The organism is Rhizobium sp. IBUN (genome assembly GCF_000510625.1).
GTDB classification, from domain to species: domain Bacteria; phylum Pseudomonadota; class Alphaproteobacteria; order Rhizobiales; family Rhizobiaceae; genus Rhizobium; species Rhizobium altiplani.
Window position 1 is genome coordinate 113,366 of the sequence record NZ_AZNV01000016.1, and the last position, 20,170, is coordinate 133,535.

23 protein-coding genes, 1 tRNA gene, 1 pseudogene and 1 riboswitch are annotated in these 20,170 nt (G+C 61.5%); of the genes and pseudogenes, 15 read left to right on the forward strand and 10 right to left on the reverse strand.

All coding sequences use genetic code 11. From position 1 onward, the window contains the following. Positions 1-3: 3 nt before the first annotated feature. Positions 4-936, reverse strand: a complete 933-nt coding sequence (locus RHIBUN_RS0116515) for a methyltransferase domain-containing protein (RefSeq protein ID WP_025660370.1) — start codon at positions 934-936, stop codon at positions 4-6. A 146-nt stretch (positions 937-1,082) separates the two neighbouring features. On the opposite strand from RHIBUN_RS0116515, the gene RHIBUN_RS0116520 reads away from it, so the two are divergent. From RHIBUN_RS0116520 to RHIBUN_RS0116530, 3 genes are read left to right on the forward strand one after another with little or no spacing between them, the layout of a single operon-like run. After that, positions 1,083-1,349, forward strand: coding sequence for a DUF6460 domain-containing protein (locus tag RHIBUN_RS0116520; RefSeq protein ID WP_018858604.1), 267 nt, complete (start codon positions 1,083-1,085; stop codon positions 1,347-1,349). A 1-nt stretch (position 1,350) separates the two neighbouring features. Continuing rightward, positions 1,351-1,848, forward strand: coding sequence for a CAP domain-containing protein (locus tag RHIBUN_RS0116525; protein WP_025660371.1), 498 nt, complete (start codon positions 1,351-1,353; stop codon positions 1,846-1,848). Between the two features lie 31 nt (positions 1,849-1,879). Continuing rightward, a complete protein-coding gene (locus RHIBUN_RS0116530; protein WP_025660372.1) occupies positions 1,880-3,226 on the forward strand; it encodes an MATE family efflux transporter in 1,347 nt (448 codons plus the stop codon). Here the strand turns inward: RHIBUN_RS0116530 and RHIBUN_RS0116535 are convergent. Both RHIBUN_RS0116535 and RHIBUN_RS0116540 read right to left on the reverse strand, forming a co-directional pair. After that, positions 3,202-4,290, reverse strand: coding sequence for a quinone-dependent dihydroorotate dehydrogenase (locus tag RHIBUN_RS0116535; protein ID WP_025660373.1), 1,089 nt, complete (start codon positions 4,288-4,290; stop codon positions 3,202-3,204). The genes RHIBUN_RS0116530 and RHIBUN_RS0116535 overlap by 25 nt on opposite strands. Then, positions 4,287-4,640 (reverse strand): DUF952 domain-containing protein, encoded by a 354-nt coding sequence (locus RHIBUN_RS0116540; protein ID WP_198021156.1) that lies wholly within the window; start codon positions 4,638-4,640, stop codon positions 4,287-4,289. The genes RHIBUN_RS0116535 and RHIBUN_RS0116540 overlap by 4 nt, the downstream gene beginning before the upstream one ends. Positions 4,641-4,748: 108 nt before the next feature. On the opposite strand from RHIBUN_RS0116540, the gene RHIBUN_RS0116545 reads away from it, so the two are divergent. The 5 genes from RHIBUN_RS0116545 (at position 4,749) to RHIBUN_RS0116565 (ending at position 7,868) form a co-directional block, all read left to right on the forward strand. Continuing rightward, positions 4,749-5,147, forward strand: a complete 399-nt coding sequence (locus tag RHIBUN_RS0116545; protein WP_025660375.1) for a hypothetical protein — start codon at positions 4,749-4,751, stop codon at positions 5,145-5,147. Positions 5,148-5,236: 89 nt separating this feature from the next. Beyond that, entirely contained in the window at positions 5,237-5,884 is a 648-nt protein-coding gene (locus tag RHIBUN_RS0116550) for a response regulator transcription factor (protein ID WP_025660376.1), read from the forward strand. A gap of 102 nt (positions 5,885-5,986) precedes the next feature. Continuing rightward, positions 5,987-6,652 (forward strand): helix-turn-helix transcriptional regulator, encoded by a 666-nt coding sequence (locus RHIBUN_RS0116555; RefSeq protein ID WP_025660377.1) that lies wholly within the window; start codon positions 5,987-5,989, stop codon positions 6,650-6,652. A gap of 11 nt (positions 6,653-6,663) precedes the next feature. Beyond that, complete coding sequence (locus tag RHIBUN_RS0116560) at positions 6,664-7,401, forward strand: thermonuclease family protein (protein ID WP_025660378.1); 738 nt, start codon at positions 6,664-6,666, stop codon at positions 7,399-7,401. 53 nt (positions 7,402-7,454) lie between these two features. Then, positions 7,455-7,868 (forward strand): tellurite resistance TerB family protein, encoded by a 414-nt coding sequence (locus RHIBUN_RS0116565; RefSeq protein WP_018858613.1) that lies wholly within the window; start codon positions 7,455-7,457, stop codon positions 7,866-7,868. A 12-nt stretch (positions 7,869-7,880) separates the two neighbouring features. Here the strand turns inward: RHIBUN_RS0116565 and RHIBUN_RS0116570 are convergent, their stop codons facing one another. Beyond that, on the reverse strand, positions 7,881-8,756 hold the full coding sequence (locus tag RHIBUN_RS0116570) for a transporter substrate-binding domain-containing protein (RefSeq protein ID WP_025660379.1): 876 nt from the start codon (positions 8,754-8,756) through the stop codon (positions 7,881-7,883). 215 nt (positions 8,757-8,971) lie between these two features. On the opposite strand from RHIBUN_RS0116570, the gene RHIBUN_RS0116575 reads away from it, so the two are divergent. The 3 genes from RHIBUN_RS0116575 (at position 8,972) to RHIBUN_RS0116585 (ending at position 11,903) form a co-directional block, all read left to right on the forward strand. Beyond that, positions 8,972-9,220 (forward strand): hypothetical protein, encoded by a 249-nt coding sequence (locus tag RHIBUN_RS0116575; RefSeq protein ID WP_025660380.1) that lies wholly within the window; start codon positions 8,972-8,974, stop codon positions 9,218-9,220. Between the two features lie 45 nt (positions 9,221-9,265). Further along, on the forward strand, positions 9,266-9,640 hold the full coding sequence (locus RHIBUN_RS0116580) for a hypothetical protein (protein ID WP_156932712.1): 375 nt from the start codon (positions 9,266-9,268) through the stop codon (positions 9,638-9,640). Positions 9,641-9,878: 238 nt separating this feature from the next. After that, positions 9,879-11,903, forward strand: coding sequence for a methyl-accepting chemotaxis protein (locus RHIBUN_RS0116585; RefSeq protein ID WP_025660382.1), 2,025 nt, complete (start codon positions 9,879-9,881; stop codon positions 11,901-11,903). Between the two features lie 123 nt (positions 11,904-12,026). Here the strand turns inward: RHIBUN_RS0116585 and RHIBUN_RS0116590 are convergent, their stop codons facing one another. The 3 genes from RHIBUN_RS0116590 to RHIBUN_RS0116600 all read right to left on the reverse strand — a co-directional run bounded on the left by RHIBUN_RS0116590 (position 12,027) and on the right by RHIBUN_RS0116600 (position 13,687). Further along, the gene (locus tag RHIBUN_RS0116590; RefSeq protein ID WP_018857618.1) at positions 12,027-12,212 is read right to left on the reverse strand and encodes a hypothetical protein; all 186 of its coding nucleotides are present in this window, start codon (positions 12,210-12,212) and stop codon (positions 12,027-12,029) included. Positions 12,213-12,463: 251 nt separating this feature from the next. Beyond that, a tRNA-Gly gene (locus RHIBUN_RS0116595) sits at positions 12,464-12,537 on the reverse strand. 55 nt (positions 12,538-12,592) lie between these two features. Further along, positions 12,593-13,687, reverse strand: coding sequence for a 2'-deoxycytidine 5'-triphosphate deaminase (locus RHIBUN_RS0116600; RefSeq protein ID WP_025660383.1), 1,095 nt, complete (start codon positions 13,685-13,687; stop codon positions 12,593-12,595). A gap of 72 nt (positions 13,688-13,759) precedes the next feature. Next, a riboswitch (SAM riboswitch) is annotated at positions 13,760-13,838 on the forward strand. Between the two features lie 45 nt (positions 13,839-13,883). On the opposite strand from RHIBUN_RS0116600, the gene RHIBUN_RS0116605 reads away from it, so the two are divergent. Both RHIBUN_RS0116605 and apaG read left to right on the forward strand, forming a co-directional pair. Further along, on the forward strand, positions 13,884-15,068 hold the full coding sequence (locus RHIBUN_RS0116605; RefSeq protein WP_018857620.1) for an O-succinylhomoserine sulfhydrylase: 1,185 nt from the start codon (positions 13,884-13,886) through the stop codon (positions 15,066-15,068). A 201-nt stretch (positions 15,069-15,269) separates the two neighbouring features. Further along, positions 15,270-15,662 (forward strand): Co2+/Mg2+ efflux protein ApaG, encoded by a 393-nt coding sequence (apaG, locus tag RHIBUN_RS0116610; protein ID WP_018857621.1) that lies wholly within the window; start codon positions 15,270-15,272, stop codon positions 15,660-15,662. Here the strand turns inward: apaG and RHIBUN_RS0116615 are convergent, their stop codons facing one another. The 3 genes from RHIBUN_RS0116615 to RHIBUN_RS0116625 all read right to left on the reverse strand — a co-directional run bounded on the left by RHIBUN_RS0116615 (position 15,663) and on the right by RHIBUN_RS0116625 (position 18,907). Further along, positions 15,663-16,658, reverse strand: coding sequence for an Hsp33 family molecular chaperone (locus RHIBUN_RS0116615; protein WP_018857622.1), 996 nt, complete (start codon positions 16,656-16,658; stop codon positions 15,663-15,665). 92 nt (positions 16,659-16,750) lie between these two features. After that, the gene (gene argF, locus RHIBUN_RS0116620; protein WP_025660384.1) at positions 16,751-17,668 is read right to left on the reverse strand and encodes an ornithine carbamoyltransferase; all 918 of its coding nucleotides are present in this window, start codon (positions 17,666-17,668) and stop codon (positions 16,751-16,753) included. Positions 17,669-17,710: 42 nt separating this feature from the next. Continuing rightward, the gene (locus tag RHIBUN_RS0116625; RefSeq protein ID WP_025660385.1) at positions 17,711-18,907 is read right to left on the reverse strand and encodes an aspartate aminotransferase family protein; all 1,197 of its coding nucleotides are present in this window, start codon (positions 18,905-18,907) and stop codon (positions 17,711-17,713) included. A gap of 428 nt (positions 18,908-19,335) precedes the next feature. Between RHIBUN_RS0116625 and RHIBUN_RS0116630 the strand changes: the two genes are divergently transcribed. After that, positions 19,336-19,869 carry a GcrA family cell cycle regulator gene (locus RHIBUN_RS0116630; protein ID WP_018857625.1) on the forward strand — a complete coding sequence of 178 codons (534 nt, stop codon included), beginning with the start codon at positions 19,336-19,338 and terminating at the stop codon, positions 19,867-19,869. A gap of 101 nt (positions 19,870-19,970) precedes the next feature. Further along, a pseudogene (locus RHIBUN_RS35405) lies at positions 19,971-20,170 on the forward strand (IS5/IS1182 family transposase); the annotation flags it as partial.

A 20,170-nucleotide genomic window follows, 5' to 3' on the forward strand; every position in this document is an offset into this window, starting at 1 on the left:
CCGCTATCCCGCCTTGCGCGTAAGGAACAGGATACCTGAAATGATGTTTGAGCCATCTTTGCGAACGGGCGTCTTGCTGACGGCGATGACCTCGAGACCGTGGCGGGCGCAGAGCGCGCGTATATAGCTTTCGGAATGGGCGTAGCGCAGCGACGGCGCGAGATGAAAGCCATCGCCCTCACCCGCGTCCTCGACCGAAAATGCGAAATCGGCGCCCGGCAAGACAAGCGCTGAAACCGCCTCGAACACACTCTCGAGATTGCCGAGATACATCAACACATCCGCGGCAGTGACGAGGTCGGCACGATGCGTCGCTCCCTCGACAAAGAGGCCCGTCGCTTCCGGAGCCAGCGACAGATCGGCTTGCGCCAAGTGATCGTAGATATGCTTCTCGGCAGCCTTGGCGAGCATGTTCTGCGACAGATCGAACCCCTCGAGGCGCGCAACGCGATCACGGATCTCCGGTCCGAGCAAGCCGGTGCCGCAGCCGAGGTCCACGGCCAACGCATAGTTCCTGCCGGTCGTCGCGACGAGCGCCGCAAGCTTGGCGGGAACGCTGTAATCGAGCTTCTCCACCAGCGACGTCTCGAAGCGATCGGCATAGTCGTCGAACAATCGCTCGACATACCTGCTCGGCGGCTGGTCCGGCGTCTCGACGTCGCCAAGCAAAGCGAGCTTGAGCTCGGCTCCGAAAATATCGTCCGGACTGACCTCCAAAGTGCGCCGGTAGGCGTCGATCGCGTCTGACTTATCGCCGGCCTTTTCGCGGTAGCCGGCAAGCCGATACCAGCCGGCCGCCCAGCCCGGCACGAGTTCCAACGCCTGCTCCATCAATTCGGCGGCTGCGTCCGGTTCGCCGCTTTCGTCGAGCATCTTGGCGTAGTCGGCGCGGCGATCGGCGATCACGTCGCCTGAAGTGAGCTGGTTGGGCTGCATGGTGAAGACCTATTGGGATCGGCCCGCATTTGGCTGCGGTCACAAAAAAACTCAAGTCCTATTTCAGAGGCGGAGACGCCAGACCTGAAAAAGGCTTGCGAGCGGCGTTCCGCGCCCGTATTTCAGGGACAAACAGGAGATGGCGCATGTCCGATCAGGTGAACAAGTTTCTCGGCGATTCCCTCGGCCGCACATTGGTCAAGCTTTTGGTCGTATCGCTGATCGTCGGCTTCATCATGGCCGTGTTCGGCTGGGCGCCGCTGGATTTCGTCTACGGCTTCCGCAATTTCGTTCTGGAAGTCTGGCATCGCGGCTTTGCCGCTTTGGGACGCGTCGGCGATTATCTGTTGCTTGGTGCGACCGTCGTGATCCCGGTCTTCGTCCTCATCCGTCTCTTCAGCTATCGGCGCTAATATGACCTCTCTCATCCTCTCGCGGCGTGGGCTACTACACGTATCCGGCCTCGTGCTGGTCGCCGGTGTTGCAAGCTGCACGACCGCGCCGAAGTTCGCTTCCACGCCTTCTGATGGCGAAGACGAAACGGCGGACGCTCTACCGCTAGTCAATCAGTTGCGCGCCAAGAACGGATTGCCGCCGCTTTCGGCGGATCCTGCTGCCAAGGATGCCGCGATGTTCCAGGCCAAGCGCATGGCATCGGCAGGCAAGATGAAGCACGTGATGGGGATCGGCGACGGCTTCGGCCCGCGCGTCAAGGCAAGCGGCGTACAGATGCCGGCCGCCGAAAACATCGCGGCCGGCCAACAGTCGGTGCCGGCCGTTGTGACCGCCTGGATCAACTCTCCGCACCATCTGGAGAACATGCTCGGTCGTTACAATGGTCTCGGCGTTGCGGTAGCACGCAATTCTGCTTCCAAAAGCGTGCCCTATTGGGCAATGGTGCTTTCCGGCTGAGGCGATTCTGCCTCCTTCCTCAGAGGCAGACATGGATACGCACGGTCACGAGAACAGGCTGGCATTCGACGTGACGCACCGACTGGTACTGTCGATTGCAATTCCGATGACGCTCGGCTTCATGACGACGCCGCTCCTTGGCCTCGTCGACACCGGCGTCGTCGGCCACATGGGTCAGCCGGATGCGCTGGCAGGTCTTGCGATCGGCGCCATGCTCTTCGACCTTATCCTCGGCAGCTTCAACTTCCTGCGCGCCTCCACGACCGGACTGACGGCGCAGGCCTTCGGACGGCACGACCGGCACGCCCAGCAGGGCGTCTTCTGGCGAGCGCTGATCTCCGCGCTCGGCTGCGGCATAGCGCTTCTCTGTCTTTCGCCACTGCTACTCGCAGCCGGGCTGAAGCTGATGGGACCGGAGAGCGCCGTTGCGGCCGCCACCAGCACTTATTTCTCCATCCGCATCCTTGCCGGCCCGGCAGCGCTTGCCAATTACGCGATCCTCGGCTTCGTGCTCGGCCGCGGCCAGGGCACCGTTGGCCTGTTGCTGCAGACGATCATCAACGGCATCAACATCATACTGGCGATCTATCTCGGCCTCTGGCTTGACTGGGGCGTGGCGGGCGTCGCCTGGGGTACGATGGTCGGCGAGACAGCCGGTGCTGTCGTCGGCTTGCTGATTGTCCTTCGCGGCTTCGATCGCGCGCATCGGCCGACACGCACGGAGATCTTCTCCCGGCATCGCCTCGCCGAGCTTTTCGCGCTGAACCGCGACATCCTGATCCGCACCTTCGTGCTGCTCGCCGCTTTCACTCTGATGACGCGGATCGGCACGAGCTTCGGAGCGGTCACGCTGGCCGCCAACGCCGTGCTGATGAACTTCTTCCTGCTCTCCGGATATTATCTCGACGGACTGGCCAACGCGGCAGAGCAGATCACCGGACGGGCGATCGGCGCGCGATACCGGCCGGCCTTCGAGCGTGGCTTGAAGCTGACGGCGCTCTGGTCCTTCGGGCTTGCCGGCCTCATTTCCGTGTTCTTCCTGCTGGCCGGTCCATGGTTGATTTCGGTGCTAACCACCTCGCCGGAGGTGCAGCAGGCGGCCGAAACCTACCTGCCCTGGGCCGCCGTCACCGGACTTACGGGGGCGCTGGCCTTCCTGATGGACGGTGTCTTCATCGGCGCCACCTGGTCGACCGACATGCGCAACCGGATGCTCATGTCGTTTGCCGGCTATCTCATAGCGCTGGCCGTTTTCGTGCCGCTGTTCGGCAATCATGGCCTATGGCTGGCGATGAACGGCTTCCTGCTGTTTCGCGGTGTCTTCCTGGCGATGCTCGTGCGGCCGCGGGCGGATCAGACGTTCCGTCCTGCCCAGTAGTCCGTTCTCGTATCCCTGAGGTCGCGGATGGATCTGACCTGCTCGCGATCGAGCAGCTTCGACAGGCCGCGAACGATCGTGCCCGGGAGGCCCGGCCCCTCATAAACCATGCAGGAATAGAGCTGCACGAGATCGGCACCGGCCTTGATCTTCTCGAGCGCGGTTTCGGCGGACGAGACGCCGCCGACGCCGATGATCGGCAGGCCTGGGCCGACGCGTTTGCGCATTTTGGCGAGAACGGCGGTCGATTTGTCGAACAGCGGCTTGCCGGAAAGCCCGCCGGCCTCCTTCGCCTGACGCTGGTCCCTGAGGCCCTCGCGGGAAAGCGTGGTGTTCGAAACGATCAGGCCGTCCAGGGCATGCGACAGCGCTTCGGCGGCGATATCGTCCAGCCCCTCTTCCGTCAGATCAGGCGCGATCTTCAGGAAGACGGGGATCTTTCTGCCTGCCTTTTCGGCTTCGGCATCGCGGGCGGCAAGCACTGCCGACAAGAGCGCGGCGAGGCTTTCGCGCGCCTGCAAATCGCGCAGGCCCGGCGTGTTCGGTGATGAGATATTGGCGGTGAAATAGCGGGCGACCGAATAGAACCGGCGGATGCCGAGGACATAGTCGACAATGCGGTCCTCGCTGTCCTTGTTGGCGCCGATGTTGACGCCGATCATGCCGTTGCCGCGAATGGCCGACAGGCGTGCGAAGGCGGCATCGTGGCCTTCGTTGTTGAAGCCGAGGCGATTGATGACGCCTTCATCCTCGACCAGCCGGAAGATGCGTGGGCGCGGGTTGCCGGGCTGCGGCTTCGGCGTCACGGTGCCGATCTCGGTGAAACCGAAGCCGATCTTCAGCAACGCTTCCGGAACCTCGGCGTTCTTGTCGTAGCCGGCCGCCATGCCGATCGGATTGACGAAATCGAGCCCGGCAACGCTCTGCCGCAGGCGCGGATCGGGGGCGATCCGGCAGGCCGGCACGGCGCCTGCCTTCAGTGCGGCAATCGACATGCCATGAGCGGTTTCGGGGTCGAAGAGGAATAGACCCTTGCGGGCGGCGTGCTTGAAAAGCTCGATCATGGCGCAAGATCCGGAAAGACGTGCTGGCCGGCGACATCGAGCGGCAGCGGCGCCTCCCATAACACGGCCGACATCGGCAATTCCGCATAGAGGTGTGGAAAGAGAGCGCCGCCGCGCGAGGGTTCGAAGACGAGTTCGTCGCCGAACTTGCTGCTATCGACGGCAACGAGCAGAAGCCCCGCCTGGCCGGCGAAGTGAAGCGCCGCCGTCTGCCTGACCTGGGCGGCTGTCGAGAAGTGGATGTAGCCGTCCGTAAGGTCAATCGGCGCGCCACGAAAAATGCCGGCTGCCCTCGCCTCCTGCCAGAGCGTTTCCGTCACGATCTTGTAAAGCGTGGGTGTCAGGGTCATGATAACCTCAGAATGGCTGGTCTTTCCCGGGCTTTGCCGCAAAGCGGCGGCGATGTCCACGCCTCGCCGCGAAAAATGCGGTGGCCACCGAGATTTCCGGAGGAAACCATGAGAAATATCGCAATCGGCCTTTTCGCGCTTCTCCTGCCGCTCGGCGTTCATGCCGCTGAAACCGACGCATTGCGCTTTCAATTGGAGCGTAGCGGCGACCACTTCGTGCGGCTCGACAAGCAGACCGGCGCCATGTCGCTTTGCGAGGAGAAGGACGGCGCGCTCGTCTGCAGGATGGCCGCCGATGAGCGGGCGGCCTATGAGCAGGAACTCGACCGGCTTTCGGCCCGCGTCATGGCGCTGGAGAACAAAAGCATCGTCAACAAGGCGCTTCCCTCCGACGAGGAGATCAACCGTTCGATCGGCATCATGGAGCGCTGGATGCGGAGCTTCATGGGGATAGTCAAGGAATTCCGAAGCGAGGAGGAGCGCAACGCCCTTCCGCAAAAGACATGATTTGATATAGTCACCTCCGAATGGAGGCATGTATCGTGCGGAGGCACGAGGCATGTCTCGGCGATCGAGCTCTTGGGAGGGAGCTATCGATGCAGGAACAGACAATCATCATTGCCGACGACCACCCGCTTTTCCGGGATGCGCTGCGCCAGGCAGTGATTGGTATGGAAGGCCATCCCGAGATCGTCGAGGCCGGCGATTTTGTCGCAGCGCGCATGGCGGCTGGAGCACATCCCGAAGCGGACCTGATGCTGCTCGATCTATCGATGCCTGGTGTCAGCGGCTTTTCCGGCCTGATGGCGCTTCGCTCCGAATTCGCCGGGCTGCCGATCGTCATCATTTCCGCGACGGATGACGCCACGACGATCCGTCGCGCGCTCGAACTCGGCGCATCCGGCTTCATCTCCAAATCCTCCGGGATCGACGACATTCGCCGCGGTATCCAGACGGTCCTTGCCGGCGACATCGCGACCCCCGAGACTTATCGGGACGGGCAGGAACAGGATCCTGACGTCGCCGACCTGATCCACCGGCTGCACACGCTGACACCGCAGCAGAGCCGTGTGCTGACGATGCTGGCGGAAGGTCTTCTCAACAAGCAGATCGCCTATGAGCTCGGCGTTTCCGAGGCGACGATCAAGGCGCATGTCTCGGCGATCCTGCTCAAGCTCGATGTCGACAGCCGTACGCAGGCGGTGATCCAGCTCGGCAAGATCAACATGGCCTTGGTCGCCTGAGGCGAGACAGGATTTTATTCCTTTCCTCTCTTTACTCCCGCTGGGCTTGCGGTTAATATTTCGTCGTTGAACGATGGCGCAGGCGCGCAGGAATCAGGCGACATGCTGTCACACGAGCAGATTTGGGGGGCGATCGACAGGCTTGCCGAACGGCATGACCTGACGCCTTCAGGTCTTGCCCGGCGCGCGGGGCTCGATCCAACCTCCTTCAACAAGTCCAAGCGGCTCTCCGCCGATGGGCGGTTGCGCTGGCCGTCGACGGAATCGATCGCCAAGGTGCTGGATGCAACGAGCGCCAGCATGGAGCAGTTCCTGACGTTCATGCGGCCGGCAGGGAGCTTTTCCAGTCTTCCGGAAGGCGGCTTCCCGCGGCAGGGCAGCTCGATTCCGCTGCTCGGCTTTGCGCAGGCCGGTGCCGGCGGCTTCTTCGATGATGGCGGCTTTCCGGCTGGGCAAGGCTGGGACGTTGTGGAGTTCCCGGCCGCACCCTCGCAGAAGGCAGGCGTCTATGCGCTCGAAGTCCAGGGCGAGAGCATGATGCCGCTCTACCGCGACGGCGACGTCTTGATCGTCGAGCCTGGCGCGCAGGTTCGACGCAATGATCGCGTCGTCGTCAAGACGCGCGAAGGCGAAGTGATGGCGAAGGTGCTGTTGCGCCAGAGCCCGCGATCGATCGAATTGATGTCGCTCAACCCGGAGCATCCCAACCGAACAATTGAACTTTCCGACGTGGATTGGATCGCCCGCATCATCTGGGCCAGCCAGTAGGAAGATATTCCATGCGTCCTGCGGCAATTCTGACCGCTGTTGCAGGGATCGGAATTGTTGCCGACCTGATTGCGGCCGGCGGACAGCGGCTTGGCTCGGCCATTGATCCGGCGGAAACGGCAGCGCCGATGGAAGCGCAAATGCCGCCGCCCGCTCCGACGGCTCAACCGACCTCAAATCCCGAAGCCAGCATGAATGCGCGGCGTGTCGACGAGGCCAGCCAGTTCTACCCTGCGGTCATCGACGGCAAGCCACTCGAGCGCATCGCGGCCGTTGTGCCGGAGCAACCGGCAAACCCTGCCAAAGACAGGGGCGTGAACCTTGTTCGCCCGATCGCGGAAAGCGCCGGTGTCCTGGCGTTTGGCGACCGTCGCCTGCAGCTTGCCGGCATCGACCCCACGCCGGCGGACAAGACATGCATCGACAGCGGGGGCCGTGAGTGGCCATGCGGGATGCTGGCAAAGACCAATCTGCGGCTGCTGCTGCGCCTCAGGGCCGTCCGCTGCGATCTCGACAGTGCGGAATGGACCGGTACCGTCACGGCCGCCTGCAGGATCGGCACGCAGGACATTTCACAGTGGCTCGTCGAAAACGGCTGGGCAGAGGCGGCGAAGGGATCTGCGCTCGCCGAGGCCGGCGAGAAGGCAAAACAGGCGGGCAAAGGCATCCATGGCAACGACCCTCGCAGCCTCGCAGAAACCAGCGGTCCTGAGGATCTGCCTTCCGATCTGCCGCCCGACGGCTTGTAATGTCGCTGGGCAACTCCTAGACTCTGGCCTCACTTCGAAGGGATCATCGAGACATGAACAAGCCGCTTTCCGCCCATGACGCCTTGATCTACGTGATGGTGATGGCATCCGCCGTCGACAGCACGATGAACGATCGCGAGATGGAGCGCATCGGCCAACTGATCGGCTTCCTGCCGGTCTTCCGTGATTTCGACGACGAAAAGCTGATTTCCATCGCGCGCGATTGCGCGGGACTGCTGGCTGGTCCCGAAGGGCTCGACATCGTGCTCGAAACCGTCAAGGACACGCTGCCGTCGCGCCTCTACGACACGGCCTATGCGCTCGCGGTCGAAATTGCTTCCGCCGATCTCTCGGTGAAGGCGGAAGAGCTGCGCCTTCTCAGCCTGCTTCGCGACCGCCTCGGCCTCGATAAGCTCACTTGCGCCGCCATCGAGCGCAGCGCGATCGCGCGCTTTCGCAAGGGCTAGAGCCTTTCAGGTTTAATACAGGCCGTAAGGGAAGTAGCGCAGGTAGATTTCCTGCAGGCGGCCACTGCGCGACAGCGCTGCCAGCGCGTGATCGAGCGCTGCCGTAAGGACATCGTCCTTCTGACGGAGCATGATCGTCATGCCTTCGCCGAGAAACTGCTCGGAGAGATAAGGCCCGTCGAACAGCGCGCAGCATTTCGCCGAGGCCTCCGACGAAACCCAGAAGGAGAGCTGGAGGGAATCCGCGAAGACGGCCTCCAGCTTGCCATCCTTGAGTGCTGCAAGAAGGGCGTCCTTGCTGTCGAAGGGTACGGCCTTCACCTTCGGGAAATAGGCCGCCAGCATGGCTTCGTGCGCCGTCGCCTTGACGACGCCGACCGGATGATCGGCCAGAGCGCTGGCATTCTCGCCCTTTATGGAAGCCTTTAAGTTTCGAACGAAGCGGGCGGGCAGCATGAGATAGGGGCGCGAAAAGGCGAACTGTCGCCGCAGCTCCTCGCTGACGGCGACGCCGGCAATCACGGCATCGCCCTGCGAGGCCGCGAGCGCGGCATTCAGGTCAGCGAACGGCAGCGCCTGGATCTGGCATTTGCTGGCAATCTCCAGCTCGTTACAGATCTCGCGGGCGAGATCGACGTTGAAACCGGAAAGCTTGCCATTCTGATCGGTAAAATTGAACGGTGGAAAGTCGATCGTCGTCAGGAAACGCAGGCGGACGAGCGACGAAAGATCCGGTTTGGCAAGGCGCTCCCTGGAATCGAAAAGCAGCGGCAAGCCTGGCATCGCCTCCTGCGCCGACAACGAGAGCGGGCAGAAAAACACAATCAAAGACAGCCAAAAGCTGCATAGCCCCTTAAGATTCAGGGATGCTAGTTTAAATTGCATCATTATGATCGACCTCGGGGAAAGCATGCACTGCCATTCTGGAAACGGTGTATCAGAGTCATGCGTGTCGGGGAATATGCGTCGGGCGGGATCGAAGACCGCACGCTCTTGGATGATGGTTCAATACGCCACGGCGCGCCGCCTGCGCGCGCGGTAAACGATTCCTACCAGAGGTTCTGCTGCAACTCGGCATCGGCAGGCCGACAATCGCCCGCCCGATGCAGGTCGCACGCCGCAACGGCGCGAGCATCGAACAGGAACTCATTGCAAGCGGCTCCATCGATGCCGACAGCTACTACGCATCCCTGGCGCGCGGGCTCCGGCTTCCCTTCCTTTCGGCAATCGACAGCTCCCTCGTCAACGATGACAAGGCACTCGACAGCCAGCTTCTGCAGGCTCGCTGCGTCCGGCTGAACTACATCAGCAAAGGCATGCTGGCGATCGTGCCGGAGCCCGAAACCTGGTGATGCGCGAGCCAGCGCGCCTCCCGCGCGAGATGCGGCGGCTTTCTGGTGTTCCAGTTGCTGATCGGAGGAATGCTGTTTTCCTCTCTCACCCATCCCTGGCTGATCATGCTCCTTGTCACCACCGCCGGCTACCTAGCGCTCGGCTTTCCGCCCGCCGGCAGCAGCGAAGGCGCGCTCTTGCTCCTCGATCTTGCCAATATGGCGGCAAGCTACGGCCTCTTTCTGCTGCTCGGCAGGGTCGCGATGCTGCGTGAGGAAAAACGCAGCATCGGCTGGCGCTGGATCTATGTCCCGCTCTATTGCCTGATGATCTCGGTGGCGGCATGGCGCGCCCTTCTCGAGCTGCCGAGAAAGCCCTTCTTCTGGGACAAGACGCCTCATGTCCCTGTCAGCACCAGTGAGAAGTTGCGCCCCGCTTAGCATGACTCGTCCCTAAAATAGGCGGCGGGAACCGAAATTTTTTCCGGGGACAGATCCCAAGCGTTAGGGCCACATTAAGCAATGTCCCATTCTATTCGCCAGGACGACGCCGGCTCACGGGCCGAATGCATGATGCGCATGTCGAGCCTTCCGGGCATCCCACCATGCCGTATCCCGCGACATAAAATGCTTCAATAGTCGGCCCGCCCGCGGTCGGGTCAAGCGAGTGGACATAGCCATGCTGAAGAACTTGAAAATCCGGACGAAGATCATTTCTGTCGTCGCGCTTCTCGGGGCGATCGCGCTCGGGGGCCTCGTTTATGTCATCACCGAATTCCGCGGTGCCGATGCCACCTACAGCGCCTTCATCGATAACGAGGCACTGGCAGCCATGCAGGCATCCCGCGCCAGCGCCTCGGCAACCGCTGCCGTGCTGCAGGTCACGCTTATCGCCGGCCTCAAGCCGGAGACGCCGGCTTTCAATACAGCGCTCACGACGCCAAGCAAGATGCCTCAAGCGCGCGAACGCCTGGAACAGGCGGCGGCCTTGGTACCTAGCCGCAAGCCGGCGATTGACGAAATCCTCGTCGGCATCGCCGAGATGGAAGCGCTTTCCAGCAAGGTCATCGACCTCGCCAAGGCAAAGGACAGTGCCGGCGCGCAGCTTGCAGCAAGCATGCTCAATGCGAAGCTGAACACGGTCACTCCGAAAATGATCGCCAACAATGATGCGCTGATGGCATTGCTGAACGATGGCGGCGACGCGCTCTCCATTAGCGTCAACCAGCGCATCACTCTCAGTTTCGTACTGATCGGGCTCGCTGTCATGGGCGCGATCGGCCTTTCTGTGTGGGTCGCGCAATCGGGGATCACCACGCCCATGGTTCTTCTGCGTGACCGGATGGCTCAGCTTGCCGAGGGAGATACGCACGGCGCCATCGACGGCCTCGACCGTCGTGACGAGGTTGGCCAGATGGCCGGCGCCGTTGCCGTCTTCCGCGACAATGCCGTCGATCGTATCCGGCTTGAGGGCGAGGCCGAAAAGAGCCGCAATCTCAGCGACAGCGAACGCCGAGAACGTGAAGCTCAGCGCGCAACCGAGGCTGCCGATCTCTCGCGCGCGGTCAGCGCGCTTGGCGACGGCTTACGCCGGCTGGCCGCAGGCGACCTCGCATCTCGGATCGATACGGCGTTTGTCGGCGACCTCGATAGTCTGCGACAGGATTTCAACAACTCGATCCTGCGCTTGAACGACACTATGCAGACGGTCGGCGCCAACGCCCGCGCCATCACTGCCGGCGCAACCGAGATCCGCGCCTCGGCGGACGAGCTTTCGAAGCGCACCGAGCAGCAGGCAGCGTCCGTCGAGGAGACGGCAGCGGCCCTCGAGGAGATCACCACCACCGTGAAGGATGCCGCCAAGCGTGCCGAGGAAGCACGTGGGCTCGTGGCACGCACGCGCGCCGGTGCAGAAAAGTCCGGCGAAGTGGTCAGCAAGGCCGTCAACGCCATGCAGCAGATCGCGCAATCCTCCGCGGAGATCGGCAACATCATCGGCGTCATCGACGACATCGCCTTCCAGACCAATCTTCTGGCCCTCAACGCCGGCGTCGAGGCCGCGCGCGCCGGTGAAGCCGGCAAGGGCTTTGCCGTCGTTGCCCAGGAGGTGCGTGAACTTGCACAGCGCTCGGCCAATGCCGCCAGGGAGATCAAGTCGCTGATCACCACATCGGGCGACCATGTGCAGACGGGCGTGTCGCTTGTCGGCGAAACCGGCAAGGCGCTTGATGCGATCGTTCACGAGGTTCAGGAGATCAACCAGCACGTCGACGCGATCGCCGAGGCCGCCCGCGAGCAATCGACCGGCCTGCAGGAGATCAACACGGCGGTGAACTCGATGGACCAGGGAACGCAGAAGAATGCGGCCATGGTCGAGGAAAGCACGGCGGCGAGCCACAAGCTCGCGACGGAAGCGGCGACACTCAACAACCTGCTCGACCAGTTCAAGCTGACCGGCACTGGCAGTTTCAGCGCTAACATTGCCGCGGCAGCGCCGCTGCAGGGCACTCACATCCATTCGGCGCCACGGCCGGCCGCGCCGCCGGTCGCAGCCAGAAAGGCACCCGTCCGCATCGCCACTCCGGGTGTCACCCGCCCCTCTAGCTCGCCGGCTCGGGCGCTTGGGCAGAAACTTGCAAGCGCATTTGGTGCAAGCAGCGCCTCTTCGAGCCCACGCGACGACGCCGATTGGACGGAATTCTGATCCCAGCAAAACGGTACAAAAGCAAAGGGCGGCTCAATGCCGCCCTTTTCGATTATAGACTTTCGACTTCAAACAGCGAGCCATGGCCCGGCTGCCGCACAAGACGGAAGCTAAAAAGGGTGCTCAGGCAAACCCGAGCGGAATTTGCTCGACCTTGCGGCCGCGACCATAATCGCGCTCATAGGAAGCACGATCGTCATCGCGCGCAGACGCAAGAACCACTTCCGGCGCATAGTAGCCGTCAGCGTAAGTGCCGGTATCGCCATTCTCCCGGATCTCGCGCTTCGCCGTGAAAATCTTCAAAAGCATTCTGCAACTCCTCCTGATCATGCCGACAACGACCAAGGGGTCGCCTGCGTTCCCGTGATATCGGAGAATAGTTAAAAATTAACCATGTTTATTAGAGGATTGTCAACTATTTCAATTTCCTTCGAGGCTACCTCTTAAGGGCGTTCTTTCCTCGTGGAGTAAGACAGCGAACGACGGCGGCCCACGTGGGCACCACGCTCAGACCACAGTGCGGATGAAATCCGCTCAGTCCCACCAAAACCATCTGAACTTGGAGCGGGTGAAGGGAATCGAACCCTCGTATTCAGCTTGGGAAGCTGCTGCTCTACCATTGAGCTACACCCGCGTTGGAGCGAGATTTCCAATAGATGGGTGCCGCTGTCAAGCGGGCATTGGCGTTGTCAGATGCGGAAGTGCTTCGAGAGTTTCAGGCCCTGGGCCTGATAGTTGGAGCCGAGGCCGGAGCCGTAGAGGCTCTCGGGGTGCTCCTGCATATGCTCATAGACGAGGCGACCGACGATCTGGCCGTCCTCGAGGATGAAGGGAACCTCGTGGCTGCGGACCTCGAGCACGGCGCGGCTGCCGCGGCCGCCAGCGGGGACGTGGCCGAAGCCGGGGTCGAAGAAGCCTGCATAATGCACGCGAAATTCGCCAACCAACGGATCGAAGGGGGTCATCTCTGCCGCGTAGTGCGGTGGCACATGGATGGCTTCGCGCGAGACGAGAATATAAAACTCGTCCGGATCCAGGATCAGTTCGTTGCGACCGCGGCTATAGAGAGGTTCCCAGAAGTCATAGATGTCGTGCTGCGCCTTCTTGTCGACATCGACGACTGCAGTGTGGTGCTTACCGCGGTAGCCGATCAGTCCATCCTTGTCGCCGGCCAAATCAATCGACAGGGCAATGCCGCCGCCGGAGACGTTCGGCAGCTTGCTGGCGACCAGCGTTTCGGCATCGTGGAGCGCGAGCAATTCCGGCTCCCCAAGTATCGAATGGCCGACCCGGAAGCGGATCTGCGACAGGCGCGAGCCTCGACGCACGACGATCGGGAAAGTACGCGGACTGATTTCGAGATAGAGCGGGCCGGAGTAGCCAGCCGGGATTTTGTCGAACTCCTGCGCGTAGTCGGTGATGACGCGGGTGAAGATATCGAGACGTCCGGTCGAGCTTTTGGGATTGGCCGAGGCCGACATGTCGGCCGACAGGTCGAGGCGCTCCATCAAGGGAACGATATAGACACAGCCGGTCTCCAGCACGGCGCCTTCGCTGAGGTCGACGACGTGGAGGCTGAGGCGATCGAGCTTATCGGACACCAAATGGGAAGGACCCGGCATGAAGCTCGCGCGAACGCGGAATGCCTTCGCGCCAAGCCTGAGGTCAAGGCTTGCCGGTTGGATCTGGTCGTGGTCCAAATCGCGCTCGCTGGTGAGACGTCCCGCCTCAAAGAGCGCGGCTATCGCGCGATCCGCCAAAATTCCTGTTTCGCGAGCCATCATGCCCCATCCATATTCGCGGGAGACAAAACCAAACTCAAGGAATTGACGCAAGCATAGAACGGCAGTATTGCACTTTTATCCCGTGGTGATTTGGCCGGTCGGCTTGCAGCCACGTTAAACAAGTGGCTAAAAGGACCGGGTGCAAAACCGGTCTGCTTTCGCGGCCGGTTTTTTTGTTGTTTGAAAGTGGTGATTCATGAGCAAGACTTGGCGCCCCGCAACCCAACTCGTTCACGACGGTTCTTTGCGCTCGCAATATGGCGAGACCTCGGAAGCCATCTACCTCACGCAGGGCTTCGTCTATGAGAGCGCGGAAGCGGCCGAAGCGCGCTTCAAGGGCGAAACGGAAGGCTATATCTACGCTCGCTACGGCAGCCCGACAAACGACATGTTCGAGAAGCGCATGTGCGCACTGGAAGGCGCAGAGGAAGCCCGCGCCACGGCCTCCGGCATGGCAGCCGTCACCGCCGCAATCCTCTGCCAGGTGAAGGCCGGCGACCACATCGTTGCCGCCCGCGCCCTCTTCGGCTCCTGCCGCTGGGTCGTCGAGACGCTCGCCCCGAAATACGGTATCGAATGCACGCTGGTCGACGGTCGCCATCTGGAAAACTGGGAAAAGGCGATCCGCCCGAACACCAAGGTGTTCTTCCTGGAAAGCCCGACCAATCCGACACTCGAGGTGATAGACATTGCCGGCGTCGCCAAGCTCGCCAACCAGATCGGCGCCAAGGTCGTGGTCGACAACGTCTTCGCCACGCCGATCTTCCAGAAGCCGCTCGAGCTCGGCGCCCATATCGTCGTCTATTCGGCCACCAAGCACATCGACGGCCAGGGCCGCAGCCTCGGTGGCGTCATCCTCTCCGACCGGGAATGGGTCAACGAGAACCTTCAGGACTACTACCGCCACACCGGCCCGGCCATGTCGCCGTTCACGGCATGGACGCTGCTGAAGGGACTCGAGACGCTGCCGCTGCGCGTCAAGCAGCAGACCGAAAACGCCTCGAAGATCGCCGACTTCCTGGCCGATCAGCCGAAGGTCGCCAAGGTCATCTATCCCGGCCGCAACGATCATCCGCAGGCCGACATCGTCGCCAAGCAGATGAAGGGTGGCTCGACACTGGTCGCCATCGAACTCAAGGGCGGCAAGGAAGCAGCTTTCGCGCTCCAAAACGCCTTGCAGGTCGTCAAGATCTCCAACAATCTGGGCGACGCCAAGAGCCTGATCACGCATCCGGCTACGACGACGCACAAGAACCTGACCGACGAAGCACGGGCGGAGCTCGGCATTTCCGGCGGTACCGTTCGTCTTTCCGCCGGCATCGAGGACACGGACGACCTGATCGAGGACTTCGCCCAGGCTCTCGCAAAAGTGAACGCCTGATCAAGCCGACATCGGCCGGATCGACGCAAATCCGGCCGACCGCCACATGCTGCTTTGCCCCACCCAAGACAGGTCAAAGTCAGGCTTAAGTGGCGAAACTTCTTGCCTTTACAGGCATTACGGACGTGATCGACTATCGGTTTATTGACGGATCGGCTGTCGTATAAGATACCGGTAACGTATATTGACTATGGTGTAGGCATGTACCGCGCCCTTACACGAGACATTGAAGTCGTCGTCGAACCTTTTTATCTGGAGGAGCAATCCGATCCGGAAGACGATCGCTATGTCTGGGGCTACCGGATCGTCATCAGCAACAATTCCGACAAGTCCGTGCGACTGGTGAACCGCTATTGGAACATCACCGACCAGAACGGCCTCGTCGATGAGGTCACGGGCGCCGGCGTCGTGGGCGAACAGCCGCGGCTCGCGCCCGGCGATACCTATGAATATTCCTCGGGCTGCCCGCTGGATACGCCGTCGGGGCTGATGTTCGGCCACTACCAGATGGAAACGGACGAAGGCGAGCTTTTCAATGTCGAAATACCCGCCTTCTCACTGGATTCGCCAGGGCTGCTGAGAGTCCTGAACTGATCACTCCGCAGGCTCTGCCACCTCTTCCACTTCGAAACGATAGGTCGTCGAGCAGAATTCGCAGGTGACCGAAATTGCGCCGTCTTCCTGACTGGCATCAATTTCCTCCGCCGAGAAGCCCTTCAGCACCCCCTTGATCTTTTCGCGGGAACAGCTGCACCGATCGAAGACCTCGCGCGGTTCGTAGACGCGAACCCCACGCTCGTGGAACAGACGATATAGCAGCCGCTCGGTGCCGACTTGCGGATCCGTCAGTTCGTCGGCGTCGATCGTGTCGACGAGCGAGCGGGCTTCCATCCAGGCATCGTCTTCCTTGTGGGTGCCGCCAGTCCTATCGCCGTCGCCGCCGTGAAGATCCGGCTGGCGCATGCGCTCCGGCGCTTCCGGCAGGAACTGGGCGACAAGACCGCCAGCCCGCCAGCGGTGGCGCGGCTTGCCCGCGTCGTCGCGATCGAAGAGTTCGGCAGCAGCAAGACGCACCCGCGTCGGGATCTGCTCAGACTGGCGGAAATAGGTGCCGGCAATCTCTTCAAGGGTCGCACCGTCGAGCGCAACGATACCCTGGTAGGGTTGGGAAAATTTGCCCTGATCGATCGTAAAGGCCAGCATGCCCTTGCCGAGAAGCTGTTCGGGCTCGATCTGCCCTGCCGCAACGGCCCTGTCGAGGAGGCCCTGGTTGAAGCGTGCGTAGGCACGCACGTTCTCAGGCGTCGAGAAATCGCAAACAAGCAGGTCCACCGGGCCGTCGCCCTTGGTCTGGACCGTGAACTTGCCTTCAAATTTCAGCGACGTGCCGAGCAGCACCGTCAGCACAACGACTTCGGCAAGAAGCCGCGCGACGGGCGCAGGATAGCGATGGCGCTCGAGGATCGCGTCCAGCATCGGCCCGAGCTGGACGGCGCGACCGCGCACATCCAGTCCCTCAACCTGAAACGGAACGACATGATCATCGCCGGCGAAATTGAATTCGCCGAGGGTGGCTGCAGGTTCTGCCATGGTCTTCTCCTAGTCTGAGAGCGGCAGACAAGGGTGTCCATCCGCTCGCACGGCCACCGGGCCTTCCGGCCAAACGTGGCGGCCAGTATGGTTCAGATCGCGCCCAGGCACCAAGCAAGAATCGACTTCTGCGCATGAAGACGGTTTTCCGCTTCATCGAAGACCACGGATTGCGGGCCGTCGATCACCTCGTCCGTAACTTCCTCACCACGATGGGCGGGCAGGCAATGCATGAACAATGCATCCTTGTCGGCCTGCGCCATCAAAGCCGAATTGACCTGATAAGGCTGGAATACGTTGTGACCACGGGCCCGATGTTCCTGATTCATGGAGACCCAGGTATCGGTCACCACACAATCGACGCCGGCGACCGCACGGTCTGCATCATGGTAAAGCATGATTTCGGCGCCCTCATTGCGGGCCCAGTTCAGATAGTGATCCTTTGGCTCGGAACCAAGGGGCACCGCCATATTCATGCGGTAGCCAAAACGCGCGGCTCCTTCGACCAACGAATGCAGCACGTTGTTGCCGTCGCCGGTCCAGGCGATCGTCTTGCCCTTGATCGGGCCGCGGTGCTCTTCGAAGGTCATGACATCAGCCATGATCTGGCAGGGGTGCGTATCATCCGTCAATGCGTTGATGACAGGAACGGTTGCATGCTCGGCGAGCTCCAGCATGCGGGCATGATCAGTCGTGCGGATCATGATCGCGTCGACATAGCGCGACAGCACCTTGGCCGTGTCACCGATCGTCTCGGCGCGGCCGAGCTGCATTTCTGTGCCGGACAGGAACAGCGTCTCGCCCCCGAGCTGGCGCATGCCAACGTCGAAGGACACGCGGGTGCGCGTCGAGGGCTTTTCGAAGATCATCGCCAGCATCTTGCCTGATAGCGGCTTGTCGCCCTGCCCGGCCTTGAAGGCCTGCTTGCGCGAGATTGCGTCATCCATGATGAGCCGTAGGTCGGATGCCGCGACGGCGGAGAGATCGAGGAAGTGTTTGGGGGAAGCCATTATCGTTACCTATCACGCCCGCCTTCCGACAGGCACTATTCATTAAGCCGTCTTCTTGACCTTCGCAGCGCGCACGCTTTCGGCGGCGCGTTCGAGGCGGGCAAGGCCCTCGCGGGCTTCGTCAGCAGTGACGACCAGAGGCGGCAGAAGACGAATGACATTGTCGCCAGCGGGTACGCCGAGCAGATGGGCGTCACGGATCGCCTGCAGCAGTTCGGAGGACGGCACGGCGGCCTTGACGCCGAGCAGCAGCCCCTCGCCCTTGATATCCTCGATGATATCAGGATAGCGATCCTTGAGCGAGGCCAGCCCTTGGCGGAATACCAGCGAGACGTCACGCACCTGCTGCAGGAAGCCCTCCGCGAGGATCACGTCGAGCACGGCACTGCCAACTGCCATGGCGAGCGGATTGCCGCCATAAGTGGAGCCATGCGTGCCGGCCTTCATGCCGGAAGCGGCCTCTGCCGTGGCAAGGCAGGCTCCGAGCGGGAAGCCGCCGCCGATGCCCTTGGCAACCGCCATGATATCGGGGGTAGCGCCTGACCACTCATGCGCAAAGAGCTTGCCCGTGCGGCCCATGCCGGTCTGCACTTCATCGAAAATCAGCAGCAGACCATGCTCGTCGCAGATCGCGCGAAGTGCCTTCAGGAACTCGTTCGTCGCCGGGCGGACGCCGCCTTCCCCCTGAATAGGTTCGATGAGGATCGCGGCCGTTTCATTTGTGATGGCGCTGCGGACTGCATCGAGATCACCGAACGGCACCTGATCGAAGCCAGGCGCCTTGGGACCGAAGCCTTCGAGGTATTTCTCCTGGCCACCGGCGGCAATCGTCGCCAGCGTACGGCCATGGAAGGCGCCTTCAAAGGTGATAATATGGAACCGCTCGGGATGGCCCTTGGAAAACTGATAGCGGCGCGCGGTCTTGATCGCGCATTCCAAGGCTTCCGCGCCGGAGTTCGTGAAGAACACCTTATCGGCGAAGGTCGCATCGGTCAGCCGCTTTGCCAGTGTTTCCTGACCCGGGATCTCATAGATGTTGGACAGATGCCAGACCTTGTCGGCCTGCTCCTTCAGCGCGCCAACCACATGCGGATGGCTGTGGCCAACGGAGGTGACGGCAACGCCCGCGCCGAAATCAAGATATCGCTCGCCCGTTTCGCTGATCAGCCACACGCCTTCTCCTCGCTCGAACCGCAGCGGGGCACGAGAGTAGGTGTCGTAAAGCGCGGCTTCAGCCATGGCGCGATCTCCTATCAGCAATCATCAGCAGCCGGACTCCGGCTAAGGAAAGCAGGTCCGGAAAATTAAAAATGCCGCCTTTCGGCGGCGAGCAGCACTATTTACTTTTCGCACTGCAATGTCAACAAAACTGAGGTTTCGCTGCATGCGTCAAGCAGCCATCCCGAGGCGCTCGACCTATCAACAACTATGTTGCATAAATGACTCTCACGCCCAGCAAGTTGGGGAAAACTTGAAAATCGATTCCCCGAGATTCAACCGACTCTTGTCACGGAGTCGGCCTCACACTAGGTTAAAACTCAATTACTAGGCTGCATGCGGCGGAACTAGTCACCAAAATTTGAGTAAGCGTTTCTTGCCTCGGATACGTCCGTGGCAACGGTGAAGGATTCTGCCTACACCAACGCTAATAAGGCGGAGACAGGGGCATGAACTGGACAGACGAGCGCGTTGAAAAACTGAAGAAGCTGTGGTCCGAAGGCCTGAGCGCCAGCCAGATCGCAGCACAACTTGGTGGTGTAAGTCGTAACGCCGTCATTGGTAAAGTCCATCGTTTGAGTCTGCCCGGCCGTGCCAAGGCCGGCGGTTCGACGACCACCGTCAGAACCCCCAAGCGCACGACTTCGGCGCCCCGCGCCACGAACTACGCCTCGCGGATCACCACACGCACCGTTACCCGCCAACAGGGCGCGACGATGCTCAAGGAAGAGATCGAAATCGATACCGTGGAGGAAGTCCGCTTCCGTCCGGCCGCAAATGTAATCGTTCCGATTTCTCGCCGCCTTGGCCTCACCGAACTCACCGAGCGCACCTGCAAGTGGCCGGTCGGCGATCCGCTCAATGACGACTTCCACTTCTGCGGTTGCGAGTCCCCGGACTCTTCCCCGTATTGCACGTATCATCAGCGCATGGCCTACCAGCCGGTCAACGAGCGCCGCAAGGCCGCTAACCGGGTCGCCTGACCCGGAAGCCGGATAAGGAATAAAGAAAACGGGCCCTCGCGGGCCCGTCAGATTGCTGACAAACCCCTGGCACCGTCTGGGGGTTTGTGATTCATTGGGACATGTTGAAGAAACCTGCTCCCACCCAGACGACTCTTGAGATGGTGACGCTCGACAGTCTGGTGCCGAAGGATCACCTGCTGCGCAAGATCGACGCGGTGATCGACTTTTCCTTCATCCATGATCGTGTTGCGGGGCTTTATTGCGCCGACAACGGCCGCCCGCCGCTCGATCCGACCTTGATGTTCAAGGCGCTGTTCAT

Excerpts from the sequence above, each read along its gene's own strand:
- RHIBUN_RS0116515 (WP_025660370.1), bottom strand. The coding sequence starts at position 936 with ATGCAGCCCAACCAGCTCACTTCAGGCGACGTGATCGCCGATCGCCGC.
- RHIBUN_RS0116520 (WP_018858604.1), top strand. The coding sequence starts at position 1,083 with ATGTCCGATCAGGTGAACAAGTTTCTCGGCGATTCCCTCGGCCGCACA.
- RHIBUN_RS0116525 (WP_025660371.1), top strand. The coding sequence starts at position 1,351 with ATGACCTCTCTCATCCTCTCGCGGCGTGGGCTACTACACGTATCCGGC.
- RHIBUN_RS0116530 (WP_025660372.1), top strand. The coding sequence starts at position 1,880 with ATGGATACGCACGGTCACGAGAACAGGCTGGCATTCGACGTGACGCAC.
- RHIBUN_RS0116535 (WP_025660373.1), bottom strand. The coding sequence starts at position 4,290 with ATGATCGAGCTTTTCAAGCACGCCGCCCGCAAGGGTCTATTCCTCTTC.
- RHIBUN_RS0116540 (WP_198021156.1), bottom strand. The coding sequence starts at position 4,640 with ATGACCCTGACACCCACGCTTTACAAGATCGTGACGGAAACGCTCTGG.
- RHIBUN_RS0116545 (WP_025660375.1), top strand. The coding sequence starts at position 4,749 with ATGAGAAATATCGCAATCGGCCTTTTCGCGCTTCTCCTGCCGCTCGGC.
- RHIBUN_RS0116550 (WP_025660376.1), top strand. The coding sequence starts at position 5,237 with ATGCAGGAACAGACAATCATCATTGCCGACGACCACCCGCTTTTCCGG.
- RHIBUN_RS0116555 (WP_025660377.1), top strand. The coding sequence starts at position 5,987 with ATGCTGTCACACGAGCAGATTTGGGGGGCGATCGACAGGCTTGCCGAA.
- RHIBUN_RS0116560 (WP_025660378.1), top strand. The coding sequence starts at position 6,664 with ATGCGTCCTGCGGCAATTCTGACCGCTGTTGCAGGGATCGGAATTGTT.
- RHIBUN_RS0116565 (WP_018858613.1), top strand. The coding sequence starts at position 7,455 with ATGAACAAGCCGCTTTCCGCCCATGACGCCTTGATCTACGTGATGGTG.
- RHIBUN_RS0116570 (WP_025660379.1), bottom strand. The coding sequence starts at position 8,756 with ATGATGCAATTTAAACTAGCATCCCTGAATCTTAAGGGGCTATGCAGC.
- RHIBUN_RS0116575 (WP_025660380.1), top strand. The coding sequence starts at position 8,972 with ATGCAGGTCGCACGCCGCAACGGCGCGAGCATCGAACAGGAACTCATT.
- RHIBUN_RS0116585 (WP_025660382.1), top strand. The coding sequence starts at position 9,879 with ATGCTGAAGAACTTGAAAATCCGGACGAAGATCATTTCTGTCGTCGCG.
- RHIBUN_RS0116590 (WP_018857618.1), bottom strand. The coding sequence starts at position 12,212 with ATGCTTTTGAAGATTTTCACGGCGAAGCGCGAGATCCGGGAGAATGGC.
- RHIBUN_RS0116600 (WP_025660383.1), bottom strand. The coding sequence starts at position 13,687 with ATGATGGCTCGCGAAACAGGAATTTTGGCGGATCGCGCGATAGCCGCG.
- RHIBUN_RS0116605 (WP_018857620.1), top strand. The coding sequence starts at position 13,884 with ATGAGCAAGACTTGGCGCCCCGCAACCCAACTCGTTCACGACGGTTCT.
- apaG (WP_018857621.1), top strand. The coding sequence starts at position 15,270 with ATGTACCGCGCCCTTACACGAGACATTGAAGTCGTCGTCGAACCTTTT.
- RHIBUN_RS0116615 (WP_018857622.1), bottom strand. The coding sequence starts at position 16,658 with ATGGCAGAACCTGCAGCCACCCTCGGCGAATTCAATTTCGCCGGCGAT.
- argF (WP_025660384.1), bottom strand. The coding sequence starts at position 17,668 with ATGGCTTCCCCCAAACACTTCCTCGATCTCTCCGCCGTCGCGGCATCC.
- RHIBUN_RS0116625 (WP_025660385.1), bottom strand. The coding sequence starts at position 18,907 with ATGGCTGAAGCCGCGCTTTACGACACCTACTCTCGTGCCCCGCTGCGG.
- RHIBUN_RS0116630 (WP_018857625.1), top strand. The coding sequence starts at position 19,336 with ATGAACTGGACAGACGAGCGCGTTGAAAAACTGAAGAAGCTGTGGTCC.